11 protein-coding genes, 2 tRNA genes and 1 pseudogene are annotated in these 12,855 nt (G+C 32.6%); 12 read left to right on the plus strand and 2 right to left on the minus strand.

The window, feature by feature from the left end:
• Window positions 1-261: 261 nt before the first annotated feature.
• Window positions 262-783 carry an inorganic diphosphatase gene (ppa, locus tag AOQ87_RS01400; protein ID WP_080626554.1) on the minus strand — a complete coding sequence of 174 codons (522 nt, stop codon included), beginning with the start codon at window positions 781-783 and terminating at the stop codon, window positions 262-264.
• Window positions 784-1,794: 1,011 nt separating this feature from the next.
• Entirely contained in the window at window positions 1,795-2,754 is a 960-nt protein-coding gene (locus AOQ87_RS01405; protein ID WP_080626555.1) for a polyprenyl synthetase family protein, read from the minus strand.
• A gap of 180 nt (window positions 2,755-2,934) precedes the next feature.
• Here AOQ87_RS01405 and rplU point away from each other — a divergent pair, with 180 nt between their 5' ends.
• The 12 genes and pseudogenes from rplU to nusA all read left to right on the plus strand — a co-directional run.
• A complete protein-coding gene (gene rplU, locus AOQ87_RS01410; protein ID WP_071234023.1) occupies window positions 2,935-3,324 on the plus strand; it encodes a 50S ribosomal protein L21 in 390 nt (129 codons plus the stop codon).
• Window positions 3,261-3,530, plus strand: a complete 270-nt coding sequence (rpmA, locus tag AOQ87_RS01415) for a 50S ribosomal protein L27 (protein ID WP_039719673.1) — start codon at window positions 3,261-3,263, stop codon at window positions 3,528-3,530. Before rplU ends, rpmA begins: the two co-directional genes overlap by 64 nt.
• A 49-nt stretch (window positions 3,531-3,579) precedes the next feature.
• Window positions 3,580-4,587, plus strand: a complete 1,008-nt coding sequence (gene cgtA / locus AOQ87_RS01420; RefSeq protein ID WP_080626556.1) for an Obg family GTPase CgtA — start codon at window positions 3,580-3,582, stop codon at window positions 4,585-4,587.
• A 418-nt stretch (window positions 4,588-5,005) separates the two neighbouring features.
• The gene (gene greA / locus AOQ87_RS01425; RefSeq protein ID WP_080626557.1) at window positions 5,006-5,509 is read left to right on the plus strand and encodes a transcription elongation factor GreA; all 504 of its coding nucleotides are present in this window, start codon (window positions 5,006-5,008) and stop codon (window positions 5,507-5,509) included.
• 301 nt (window positions 5,510-5,810) lie between these two features.
• Window positions 5,811-6,392, plus strand: coding sequence for an SAM-dependent methyltransferase (locus AOQ87_RS01430; protein WP_185751024.1), 582 nt, complete (start codon window positions 5,811-5,813; stop codon window positions 6,390-6,392).
• A 32-nt stretch (window positions 6,393-6,424) separates the two neighbouring features.
• A complete protein-coding gene (gene ftsH, locus AOQ87_RS01435) occupies window positions 6,425-8,260 on the plus strand; it encodes an ATP-dependent zinc metalloprotease FtsH (RefSeq protein ID WP_320408867.1) in 1,836 nt (611 codons plus the stop codon).
• Between the two features lie 69 nt (window positions 8,261-8,329).
• A complete protein-coding gene (folP, locus tag AOQ87_RS01440; RefSeq protein WP_080626559.1) occupies window positions 8,330-9,142 on the plus strand; it encodes a dihydropteroate synthase in 813 nt (270 codons plus the stop codon).
• 30 nt (window positions 9,143-9,172) lie between these two features.
• Entirely contained in the window at window positions 9,173-10,492 is a 1,320-nt protein-coding gene (glmM, locus tag AOQ87_RS01445; RefSeq protein ID WP_080626560.1) for a phosphoglucosamine mutase, read from the plus strand.
• Window positions 10,493-10,604: 112 nt separating this feature from the next.
• Complete coding sequence (secG, locus tag AOQ87_RS01450) at window positions 10,605-10,940, plus strand: preprotein translocase subunit SecG (RefSeq protein WP_080626561.1); 336 nt, start codon at window positions 10,605-10,607, stop codon at window positions 10,938-10,940.
• Between the two features lie 48 nt (window positions 10,941-10,988).
• A tRNA-Leu gene (locus tag AOQ87_RS01455) sits at window positions 10,989-11,069 on the plus strand.
• A 25-nt stretch (window positions 11,070-11,094) separates the two neighbouring features.
• Window positions 11,095-11,171 (plus strand) — tRNA-Met (locus AOQ87_RS01460).
• 269 nt (window positions 11,172-11,440) lie between these two features.
• Window positions 11,441-12,511 (plus strand): annotated as a pseudogene (gene nusA, locus AOQ87_RS01465) (transcription termination factor NusA); the annotation flags it as partial.
• Between the last annotated feature and the right edge of the window lie 344 nt (window positions 12,512-12,855).

Here is a 12,855-nt window from a genome sequence, read left to right on the forward strand (position 1 = left end):
AAATTTATCAAAACATATTTATGTTCTTATTCGAAGAAACTTTTACTCCATTTTCAAATGTTCTTGAATTACAGCGGATTTTAACAAAAAAGTGGAAGAAGTTAAAATTTCTCTATTACAATAACGAAATTATTTAGGAATGTTAAGAAATCTTACATACAAAGAAAATAAAAATACCTTCTATGACGACTCAAATAATAAGGAACTTCTTCCTATCATTAATCAAAAAAAAGATACATTTAAGAAAATCAAAGTTAAATATTACTTTAACGCTGATTTAATAATTTCATCGTACGCACAATCAAGATCTCCCAAACCTTCCACGGAAGTCCATTTGTTTTCTTCTAAATCTTTATAATGTTCGAAGAAATAAACTATCTTTCTTTGCATACCTTTTGAAAGATCATTTATATCTTTAATGTGATCATAATCTCTCGTTAAGGAGCGATGGGGTACAGAAATAATTTTAACATCTTCTCCAGATTCATCTCGCATATTTAAAGTACCAATTGGTCTACAACGAACAACCGATCCTGAAAGTATCGGACACGGAGTAATCACTAATGTATCTATAGGATCCCCATCCTTTCCAAGGGTTTGATTAATATATCCATAGTTACAAGGATAAGATATCAAAGATGGAATAAATCTATCAACATATATAGATCCAAATTTTTTATCGATTTCATATTTTACAACTTTAGACCCTTCAGGAATTTCTATAATGGAAAAAAAATCATATGGTAAATTTTTTCCAGATGGAATATTTAAAAGATTGTTCATTAAGACCTCTTTTCGACCGTTGATAATGACTTAAAGTTATTAATAATCTCTCTTAACTTTCTGTTCATCAGTTTGAATAGTCACTATTTTATCTTGTATGAAGGTTGATTAAATTAAATCATCGTATTTGATGATATATTAAACAATAATAAAATCCAAACTTTTAAATTACGTAATTTCTTGAAATTTATAAAAATTTTCAGATAAAATCATGCGATTAATTCAAATCTTCAAAATATTCCATACTCAGGATCTGAAAGAAAAAAATAGCGATCTTGACATTATTTTGTGTACGCTGTTGAATCAGCGAAGATTTAAATCATACTTCCTTAACTCAATGTGTTCGATATCTAATGTCTAAAGTATTTGTTCTAATGTTCGTCACATCAAAAAAGCTAAGTTCACAAAAATATTAAATAGTTAACACTGACGGAAACTGTGAACCTTCTTCTACATAGTACAATAAAACTTTTAAAGTTCTTATAGAGAAGTTAATAATTCAAATTAAATCTACAATGTATACCGCATGTTTAGTTGATATCATTACCACCTAAGCATTACCGATTTCAATAGTGGTTAATTTTTTCAATTTTTGTAATTCTAAAAAATTACTCATATTTATTCTATAAAGAAATCCATACATTAAACACATCATTCAAATTTAAAATATGTAATGAACATTGTGATAAATACGAAAAATTTTATGAAGAATTCAGTTCAAAATTAGTCTGTGATAAGCAGTATAGATATCTTCATATTAATGAAAAAATTTTTGTTTCTACGAAAACATAAAGATCACTACAGAAAAATGATCTTTCACTATTTAGCCGGAAAATATTTTATGAAAAAAATAATGGGAGTATATCCTGAAATGTACATTCTCACGAGGATTCGTAAAGACTTAAAATAGCTTACTAACGTAAGGTTCAAATATCATAAGAAAAAAAAGAACTGTTGAATTAGAATCGAAATATTATGAACACTCAATTTGACATAAGCAATAAATTACTTCTAATAGAGTATCGATATAGCAAGTTGTGTTAATGCTATCTTATAAGAAGAATATTCGAGGTGACTCAATGATCGAATTGCATATTTAACTTCTTTTTTTGCTACCATTTCAGAGTACTCTAAAGATCTATATCGCTTCATGAGCGGTAGTATTCGTTTTAAAGCATATCTACCTCTTCCATCTTGAATCATTTTTTTTATTTTTATAGATTCTTTTGCGGGAATCTTTTTCATAACATGTATTAACGGTAGAGTAAAATTACCGTCGTTTAAATCATTTCCTGAACATTTGTAATTATTACAACGTTTATAATCTCTAATATCATTGATTAATTGAAATGCATTTCCAAAATGTCTACCATACTTTTTAAAAACTTTTTTTTTGTCAGAATCGACGTTGCAGATAGTAGCTGTAATACATGAAGCTGCTTCGAATAAGCTAGAAGTTTTCTGATATATCGTCTTCATATATAAATTTTCAGAAATTTCTAAATTACGATTAGAAAGTTGTAAAATTTCTCCTTGAACGATAATATGTACGGTATCGGTGATCAACTCTAAAACTTTTTTCGAATCTAATTCAATCATCATTTTTAAAGATTTCGTATATACTAAATCTCCTATTAGAACATTTGCTTCATTTCCAAACACCATACTTGACTTCTTCTGTCCTCGACGCACAATGGAAGAATCGATGATATCATCGTGTAAAAGAGTTGCAATGTGAATAAATTCAATTAAAGATGCCGCAATGATATTTTTTTTTCCTCGAAACCCTAATATTTTACTACATAACAATGTAATTATAGGTCTAATTCTCTTTCCAGATCTTTTATTAAAATATTTCATCAGTTCGTTAATCAATCGAATATCAGATCTAAATTGATCTAGAATCAATTTATTTACAAAGTACATTTCCTCTTTAATTAATTCGACAATTGGTCCTAGTTTCATTTTCATCTAATTCTTCAAATAACTTAAAATTTCTGGAAAATATATAAAAAATTATTATAATTTAAATGAAAGTTCATTTTTTATTTTCACTGAATTTTTATCCTAATATTTTAATATTATGAATCATATTAATTTGTTTCTAAAATAGAAAAAATCTCATCACAATCATTATCGGTTAAAATTTTCATGTATATAATTTTTAGAAAACATTCTAAACAATACTTTGCAAAGATCGGATCGAACATAAAGATAGATCGATTGAACGTCAAAATAAATAGTCTAATCGAAATAAATCAAATTTTAGCTATCTATGATGATAGAAGATTTTTTAAAATAGGAGATCCATTCATACCACATACAAAGATTGTCGTAAAAGTAATATCACACTCTCAAGAAAAAAAAATTCAGATCATCAAGTTTAGAAGAAGAAAGCATAGTAGAAAAAAACAAGGTCATCGTCAAAAATTTACGATGATCAAAGTAAAAAAGCTTTTTCAACAAAAGGATAAAAAATGGCGCACAAAAGAGCAAGCGGTTCTACAAGAAATGGAAGAGATTCTCAATCAAAAAGATTAGGAATAAAAAAATTTGGAGGTCAAATCGTATTTCCGGGGAACATTATCGTAAAACAACGTGGAACAAAATTTCATGCCGGTAAGAACGTAGGTTGTGCGAGGGATTATACGTTGTTTGCGTTAACTTATGGAAAAGTTAACTTTATGAGACAAAAGAAAAGAAAAAAAAAATACGTCAATGTTATCCCTGAAGATCTCTGTATGTAATTATAGAAAGTCAGATAATTTTTAGAACAATTTTATAAAAGTTGATAACATGAAATTTATTGACGAAGTAGAAATATCGGTGTTGGCAGGAAATGGAGGATCAGGATGTGTTAGCTTTCGAAAAGAGAAGACACGTCTGTTGAGAAGAAAAATACCCAATGGTGGAGATGGAGGAAAGGGAGGAGATGTATATTTAGTATCAGATAAAAATATAAATACTCTAACATACTATCATTACCATCGAGTAATACGTTCCGAAGATGGAAAAAACGGGAAAAATAATTTTAGAAAAGGAAAGGAAGGAAAAGATACAGTACAAACCGTTCCTGTAGGAACCAGGGTTTTTGATCGAAGGACAGGAGAAATGATCGTAGATTTAGCCGATCATCATCAATCTATCAAGATCGCTGAAGGAGGGTCTTTCGGTTTAGGTAACTACCGATTTAGAACAAGAAGAAGCAACAGGTGTACTCTAGGAAAGCCAGGTGAAAAGAAAAAAATATTCTTGGAGCTCAGATTGCTTGCTGATGTTGGTCTGTTAGGAACGCCAAATTCAGGAAAATCTACCTTGATCCGTCAAATTTCTTCTGCTAAACCAAGAGTAGCAAACTATCCATTTACAACTTTATTTCCTCATTTAGGAGTTGTAAATGTAAACAATGGAAAGTTCGTAGTAGCGGATATTCCAGGATTGATAAACGGCGCTTCTAAAGGTGTAGGTCTGGGGATAAATTTCCTAAAACACTTGGAAAGGTGTTCTATACTTTTACACATCGTAGATATTTCTCCAGAAATTCAAAGTTCTATAATTAAAAACATCAAGATGATCGATTCAGAAATTTTTTCATATAAAAGTAGTTTATTCAAAAAGAAGAGGTGGATTGTCTTCAATAAAATTGATCTTGTAAAAGAAGATTATGAAGAAATCGCGAGTAAGATTGTTCAAAATTTACGATGGAGAGAAAAATACTATACTATCTCTGCTATTGAGAACATCGGACTTAAAGATCTTTGTAAAGATATATTCGATTATGTCGAAAACACAAAAATTCAATAAAGTAGAAAAAAAGATAATAAAAAACATACTTTAGAAATGAAGGGACGCGATGATTATTTGTATTTTTTTTAGAAAGTTTATTTACTTTACTGCGTAGCATAAACGTTACATACGATCAAAGACACAATAATAATTCGATCAAATCTATTAGTTCGATAAAAAATTAATATTTCTATAAAAAATAAAAGACATTTGATCTTATCGATCTCTTCAAAAAATACTTCAAAAAAATCATAAATCGCAATCGTTTTCGATATTTAAGAATCTTAAAGTTTAATTTTTAACATAACACTTTCAAAAAAAAGTATATACTTTTTTGAAGATGATATTTGAAACAGAAAATTTTAATGATTATCAATATATTAATCTTAGGTTAAGTAAGATTGAATATTGTAATTTTTGCAATCGAGGTTTATAAATGAAGCGAATCCCAATGACACTGAACGGGGAAAAAAAATTAAGGAAAGAACTCGAATTTTTAAAAAATGTTAAACGTCCTGAAATAATCGCTTCTTTGATAGAAGCGAGAAAACATGGAGATTTAAAGGAAAATGCGGAGTATCAAGCTGCTAGAGAAGAACAAAGCTTCTTAGAAGGAAGGATTAAGGAGGTTGAAAGAAAGCTGTCAAACGCTTACATTGTAGATGTCACTCAGATACAGAATAGCGATTATGTGACATTCGGATCAACGGTAGTTTTGCAAGATATATCTTGCGAAAAAGTATCATCTTATCGAATAGTTGGGGAGGATGAAGCTAACTTTAAAGAAAATTTGATTTCTTTTTGCTCTCCGATAGCAAGAGGTTTGATAGGGAGGAAAAGAAAAGATATAGTCAAAATAACTACCCCTCGTGGAATAGCGATCTATAAAATACTAGAGATTAAACATATCTCATATGATACCGAAAATGAACACGCTTAAAAAGCGAACTTCTTTATCTTTTCTAAAAATCATAAAAACTTAAGATTTCACGAAAGTAATATACAAGATCACTTTTACGAAGATTGATACGTTCTGGTTTTCATACCGTCTATCACATGGTTTTTTAATCGTAGAAAATTTTTCCATTCTTTATGGAATGTAGTTCTACTTAAAAAATAGACTTTGTTCTACGCAGAGATTACATGAAGCATTCATGGCGAAATTTAATAAAAAATGAAAAAGAAGAATAGATCCAGTCCCTTTTCCAGTTGGATATCAAGAAGAAACAAAGAATTTTACTTTGTTCAATCAAAAAAAAAAAGTCCGTTCTCGTGCATGGTTTAAATTATACGAAATTCAAAAAAAAGATGGGGTACTTTTTTCAGGAATGCGAGCGGTTGATCTAGGATCCTCTCCAGGAGGATGGTCAAGTTATGCCTCCCAAGTAGCTGGTATTTCAGGAAAAATTATATCATGTGATTTAAAACCGATGAATTTGATTAAAAACGTTCATTTTTTTCAAGGTGATGTATTTCAGGAAAGTACAATAATTAGATTATCGAAAAGTTTAGAGCTTCCTGCTCATGTTGTACTATCAGATATGTGTCCAAATATCACCGGAAAATCGGTGGTAGATTCTCAAAGATGTTTGCTTCTCTTTGAGAGAGTGATAGAAATTTGTAGATCGCTGTTAATTACAGGTGGAGATTGTGTTATGAAGGTATTTCATGGAGCAAAATTTTCAGAACAGTGTGAAGAAATCAGAAAAAATTTTTCAGAATTATATATCCGAAAACCACGTTCTTCGTTAAAAAGTTCGAATGAGGTTTACATCGTTGCAAAAAGATTTAGAGAAAATCATGGCTATTGTCACAAAAACTAATTCAGCAAAAAAAAGAGAGAGGTATACTCACTTTGAGCGATATGGCAAAAAATTTGATCCTTTGGGTAGTCATAGCGATAATACTAATGTCCTTGTTTCAAAGCTTTAATACAAACGAAACAAACGTTCAAAAAATGGATTACTCCACTTTTATAAACGACCTAACTAATGACAGAATTAAAGAAGTAAAAATTTTTGAACGAGAAATCGATGTTAAGAGAAAGGATAACAGCAGTTACTTAACTTATATTCCTTTAAAAGAGGATCCGAAGTTATTAGATACTCTGTTAGAGAGGCATGTTATCGTTGTCGGAGAACCACCACAAGGTCAGAGTATTTTAGCGACTATTTTTATATCTTGGTTTCCAATGTTTCTTTTGATAGGAGTTTGGATATTTTTTATGAGACAAATACAAGGGATCGGTGGAAAAGGAGCAATGTCTTTCGGAAAGAGCAAAGCAAAAATGTTATCTAAAAATGAGGTGAAGACCACGTTCGCAGATGTTGCAGGATGTGACGAAGCGAAAGAGGAAGTAGAAGAGCTCGTTGAATATTTAAGAGAACCAGAAAAATTCAAGAGGTTAGGAGGAAAGATCCCAAAAGGAATTCTGATGATAGGACCTCCTGGAACCGGTAAAACGCTATTAGCCAAAGCTATTGCTGGAGAAGCGAAGGTTCCTTTTTTTACGATCTCTGGTTCTGACTTTGTAGAAATGTTCGTTGGAGTAGGTGCCTCTAGGGTTAGAGATATGTTCGAACAAGCTAAAAAAACTTCTCCATGCATTATATTTATCGATGAAATTGATGCTGTAGGGAGACAAAGAGGAACTGGTCTAGGAGGAGGACATGACGAAAGGGAACAAACTTTAAATCAGATGTTAGTTGAGATGGATGGTTTTGAAGGTAATGAAGGTATCATTGTGATCGCAGCGACCAATAGACCAGATGTATTAGATCCAGCGCTATTGAGGCCAGGAAGATTCGATCGACAGGTAGTGGTAGGATTGCCAGATGTAAGAGGAAGAGAGCAAATACTAAGGATCCATATGAAGAAAATACCACTCAGTTCTGAAGTCGATGCTTCTATCTTAGCTAGAGGAACACCTGGATTCTCCGGTGCAGACCTATCCAACTTAGTAAACGAAGCTGCAATATTTGCGGCTAGAATGAACCAATTGGTTGTAACCATGGAAGATTTTGAAAAAGCGAAAGATAAAATTATGATGGGCAGCGAACATAAATCCATGGTTATGACAGAAGAACAGAAGGAGCTTACTGCTTACCATGAAGCGGGACACGCGATAGTTGGAAAAGTTGTTCCGGAACAAGATCCAATACATAAGATCACAATTATTCCCAGAGGAAGATCGTTAGGGACCACTTTTTTTCTTCCAGAGGGCGATCAAATCAGCATTAGCAAGCAGAAGTTAGAAAGTCAAATCTCTACTTTATATGGAGGTAGATTAGCAGAAGAAATTATCTACGGTGCTCGTAGGGTTTCTACAGGTTCTTCTAATGATATTAAAACTGCTACGAATTTGGCGAGAAACATGGTAACGCAATGGGGTTTCTCAGAAAAACTCGGTCCTTTATTATATGCAGAAGAAGAAGATGAAGTATTTTTAGGACGTTCTGTACTCAAATCGAATCATATATCTGAAAAGACAGCGAGGGCTGTGGATGAGGAGATAAAGGATATCATAGATCGCAATTACGAAAGAGCTCGCAAAATCTTAAGTGATCGAATAGAAATCCTTCATACAATGAAGGATGCTCTGATGAGATACGAGACAATTGATTCCAAACAGATAGAAGATATCATGAATCAAAAGATATCGTTTGAACCTTCAAAAAAAAATAAAGTGTAGGAGCAATACAAAGATACATCAATGCTAGCATGATTGTAAAAATATTTACGAGATTTTTTGAAATCAAATATGAAAATTAGATGTAGACGATACAGAATCAACATAGATCATCCGGTCGTTATGGGGGTGTTGAATTTAACTCCAGATTCCTTCTATGACATGAGTAGATATAGTATCGATTCTGCCTTAAAAAAAGTTCATGAAATGATATCTGATGGCGTTTCTATCGTGGACATTGGAGGAGAGTCAACTCGTCCAGGTTCTAAAAATATCCACGAAGAGTTAGAGTTAGAAAGGATTTTTTTGATAGTCAAATCGATCGTTGATCGGTTCGATATCCCAGTTTCGGTCGACACATCGAAAGCTTTGGTCATGCAAGAGATGATCAAGATAGGAGTTAGCATGATTAATAACGTAGAAGATTTCGATGAAAAAAGTGTACTATCCGTAGCAAATCATAAAGATATACCAATATGTGTCACACATAATATCGCTGATCGTTCATCTGATGGAAAAATTATTCCATCTTTGAAGAAATATTTTATCAAAAATATTGAAAGATTAAGAAATGCAGGTATAGAGGAAAAGAGAATCATTATAGATCCAGGATTCGGGTTTAAAAAAACAACTTCTGAAAACTATGAAATGTTGTCGCGGTTAGAACAACTGTGTTCCTTAAAACATCCTATTTTGGTCGGAATATCTAGAAAATCTATGATTGGAGATTTACTTCAAATACCTGTTCATGATCGATTAAATGGAAGTATTGTATGCGCGACTGTCGCTGCTTTAAAAGGAGCGAAAATTATTCGAACCCATGATGTGAAAGAGACGGTACAAGCTATGCGCATCGTCAGGAAAATCAAATCTAGTCAGGTGTAAGGATGAGAAAAGATAGATATTTCGGTACAGATGGTATTCGAGGGGAGTTCAAGGTATCCGATCACTCCAGATTTTTTTTTAAGACTAGGTTATTCTATTGGAAAAGTGTTTTTAAAAAAAAGAACTAGAGGTGTTATTGTAGGAAGAGATACAAGGAATTCCGGACAAACTTTAAAATCGGCGATAGAATCTGGGATTCTTTTATCAGGATTATCTTTTTACGATGTCGGATTGACGTCTACTCCTGTTGTATCGTTTTTAACTAGGATATCCCATAAAAAAATAGGAATGATTATTTCAGCATCCCATAATAGACATAACGATAATGGAATCAAAGTATTTTTAGAAGATGGTACAAAGATTCCCGAACTCATGGAACATGAGATAGAAAATGTAGTTCGATGCGCTACAACTCAAGAGAAATCCTATTTTTGTGGTGAATCTAAAAATGTCCAAAATGTCAACAAAAAATACATCAGTTTTTGCAAAAAAATTTTTTCTAAAGAACTGAGCTTGATAGGGATGAAGATTGTTTTAGATTGTTCCAATGGATCAACATACGATATAGCACCGCGTATATTACAAGAACTAGGTGCGGTTGTCGTTACGGTCGGTTGTGAACCAAGTGGATTTAATGTCAATCATAGAAATGAAAAAGAAAGTCTATCCGAATTAAGAAGGATAGTTATCGAAAAAAATGCTCATTTAGGTATTCTGCTTGATGGGGACGGTGATAGAATTTCGATGGTCGATCATCTAGGGAACTATATCAATGGAGATCAAATAATTTATATCATCGTAAGAGATGCTGTTTTTTCCAACAACGATCCATACAATGGAGGTGTGATAGGTACGTTGATGAATAACAGTTCTTTAGAAAAAGAATTGAAAAGAATAGGTGTTCCGTTCATTCGATCCAAAGTTGGAGAAAAATATATTATTCAAAAGATGAGCGAATATGGATGGAAGTTTGGAGCAGAAAGCTCTGGTCATATCATCTTATTAGATCACTCTTCTACAAGTGATGGAATTATCGCGGGATTGCAGGTACTCAAAATTATGGTTAAAAACCAGACAAGTCTGTTCAATTTATGTCAAGGAATCAAATTGATGCCACAAACTTTGGTAAACATCAAATTTGACGAAAAAAAAGGGAAGAACATCCTAAACGATCTTAAAAAAATCGTCGAAGAAACACGGAGAAAACTAAGAAAAGACGAAAGGATAATATTTAGAAAATCGGGTACAGAAAAATTGATTAGGATCATGATAGAAGGACAACATAAGAAAGGTATTTTAAAATTTGTACATCAAATAAAGAACTTACAAAAGTCAATTGATAATTCATGACGTAAAGTTACAGAAAACTTGAAATATTTTTTAAATTCTATTGAATCTCTATCGAAATCAATATAAACTTCTTAGTATAGATGTATGATCATATCGGTAGGGATTGATTTTCATGTTTATATCCTTTATATTCTTCTTAATATGCATGTTTCTTATATTTTTTATAATCGTCCAACCTGGAAAGGGTGGTGAGATAGGTAGTGTAAAAGGATCAGGAGCTTCTAGCACTTTTTTTGGGTCCTCTGGTTCTGGTAGATTTTTAAATAAATCGACCGTTATTCTTTCTACTCTTTTTTTCATCGTCAGTCTAATGATGAATAATATTTATTCCAGAATTTCTGAAGAAGAAGAAAATAAATGGAAGAATATATCTTCAAGTAATGTAAAAGGAATTGTCAAAGAACGAGAAGAATCTCGTATGAATACTTTAGGAGAGATACCAAAGTGAGAAGTGATCTCTTCGTTAGTAATCTACATCACTCTTTTATCACAGTCAGCCGAGGTGGTGAAATGGTATACACGCTATCTTGAGGGGGTAGTGCCTGTTGGCATACGGGTTCAATTCCCGTCCTCGGTATGATTTAGATAATTTGGAATATTATCGCGGGGTGGAGCAGACTGGTAGCTCGTCGGGCTCATAACCCGAAGGTCGTTGGTTCAAATCCAACTCCCGCAACCACGAATCGGATCAATCAAACATAGGGATGTGTATGTGCTTTTAAAATTTTTTGTTTCTTCTTTAAGAATTTTTGGGCTGTTTAGCCCTTTTCTTTTTTTTTAAGTACGATAATGGATCGAAGGATTGTATCAAATGGAATATTTTATGAGGTTCATTATCAACAAACAGTGGTTTTTAAGAATGTATTTTATGACTTGGATGTTTTATACTCTCTTTAAAGGAGAAGTTACTTAGATCGATAACTTTCAATGAAGCGATAGGTAATTCCGATGAACAAAGAGATTCTCACCGTTGTCGAATTAGTCTCTAACGAAAAATCAATTCCAAGAAAAAAGATTTTTGAAGCACTTGAGATCGCAATAGCAACTGCAACGAAAAAAAAATATAATCAAGATATTGATGTTCGAGTTAACATCAATCAAAAAACTGGTGATTTTGATACTTTCAGAAGGTGGTTGGTGGTGGAAAGAGTAGTGCAGCCAACTCTTGAAATCACATTAGAAGCGGCAAGATTCGAAGATTCTGATGTTGAACTAGGGCATTATATAGAATGCCAAATAAGATCAATCCAGTTTGATCGCATTGCTACACAGACTGCAAAACAGGTCATTTTTCAAAAAGTAAGGGAAGCTGAAAGAGATGTCGTAGTACAACAGTTCAGCAAAAAAAATGGAGAGATTCTTTCCGGAACCGTTAAAAAAATTAGTAAAGATAGTGTTATATTCGAAGTAGGACATAATGCGGAAGCGATGATTGTTAAAGAGAAAATGTTACCGCGCGAGATCTTTAGGATAAATGATCGAATCAAAGGAGTTCTTCAAGAAATTCGAAGAGATATCAGCAGAGGTCCCCAACTGATAGTAGATAGAACAAGTGACAAGATGTTGACTGAATTGTTTCGCATGGAAGTTCCAGAGATTTATGAAAGGATCGTAGAGATTAAAGTTGTCGTAAGAGATCCTGGAATACGATCGAAGATAGCTGTATTCACCAACGACAAAAGGGTGGATCCTGTAGGTGCTTGTGTAGGAATAAGAGGATCTAGGGTCCAAGCAGTCTCTAACGAATTATGCGGAGAGAGAATCGACGTTATACTATGGAATGAAAATTTAACGCAGTTTACAATTAATGCTATGGCACCTGCTGAAGTTTCTTCAATCATCGTAGATGAAGAGAGATATACTGTAGATGTTACAGTTGAAGAAAAGAATCTTGCTCAAGCTATTGGAAGAAATGGACAAAACGTTAAATTAGCTTCTAAGTTGCTGAAAGATCATCAAGATGATGATAGATGGGAGCTGAATATCATGACAGATAAGGGGATATCTCATAAGAATCAAAACTTTGAAAAAAATCTGAATATCTCTAAAAACCCGATAAATTGAGTTGAAGAATGATCATTGTGGATCTAATGAAATTGAACAAATGAGGATCGATGTGTTTTAAATGTTGTAAGATCTTTAGAGAATACGGTTGTGACTCTATGAGAAGAAGAAAAAGATATTCGACAACGGCGGTATGTATTTTAGTTCGGTCGTTCGATCGCTTCAAAACTTTTTTGATCCCTTCGTTATCTGGATTCTTGGAGATTATCTTAAGAATGATATGTCAAAAATGATCGACAATTTTACAAATATTCCACATATCCTTTTGAAGATAGGATAATGTACGGAGTGTTGTGTTC

The organism is Candidatus Riesia pediculischaeffi, assembly GCF_002073895.1.
Lineage (GTDB): Bacteria > Pseudomonadota > Gammaproteobacteria > Enterobacterales > Enterobacteriaceae > Riesia > Riesia pediculischaeffi.

What these genes read in the sequence shown, in the direction of transcription:
- AOQ87_RS01405 (WP_080626555.1), bottom strand. Translation starts at nt 2,754, where the DNA reads ATGAAAATGAAACTAGGACCAATTGTCGAATTAATTAAAGAGGAAATG.
- rplU (WP_071234023.1), top strand. Translation starts at nt 2,935, where the DNA reads ATGTATATAATTTTTAGAAAACATTCTAAACAATACTTTGCAAAGATC.
- greA (WP_080626557.1), top strand. Translation starts at nt 5,006, where the DNA reads ATGAAGCGAATCCCAATGACACTGAACGGGGAAAAAAAATTAAGGAAA.
- ppa (WP_080626554.1), bottom strand. Translation starts at nt 783, where the DNA reads ATGAACAATCTTTTAAATATTCCATCTGGAAAAAATTTACCATATGAT.
- glmM (WP_080626560.1), top strand. Translation starts at nt 9,173, where the DNA reads ATGGTATTCGAGGGGAGTTCAAGGTATCCGATCACTCCAGATTTTTTT.
- folP (WP_080626559.1), top strand. Translation starts at nt 8,330, where the DNA reads ATGAAAATTAGATGTAGACGATACAGAATCAACATAGATCATCCGGTC.
- rpmA (WP_039719673.1), top strand. Translation starts at nt 3,261, where the DNA reads ATGGCGCACAAAAGAGCAAGCGGTTCTACAAGAAATGGAAGAGATTCT.
- cgtA (WP_080626556.1), top strand. Translation starts at nt 3,580, where the DNA reads ATGAAATTTATTGACGAAGTAGAAATATCGGTGTTGGCAGGAAATGGA.
- secG (WP_080626561.1), top strand. Translation starts at nt 10,605, where the DNA reads ATGTTTATATCCTTTATATTCTTCTTAATATGCATGTTTCTTATATTT.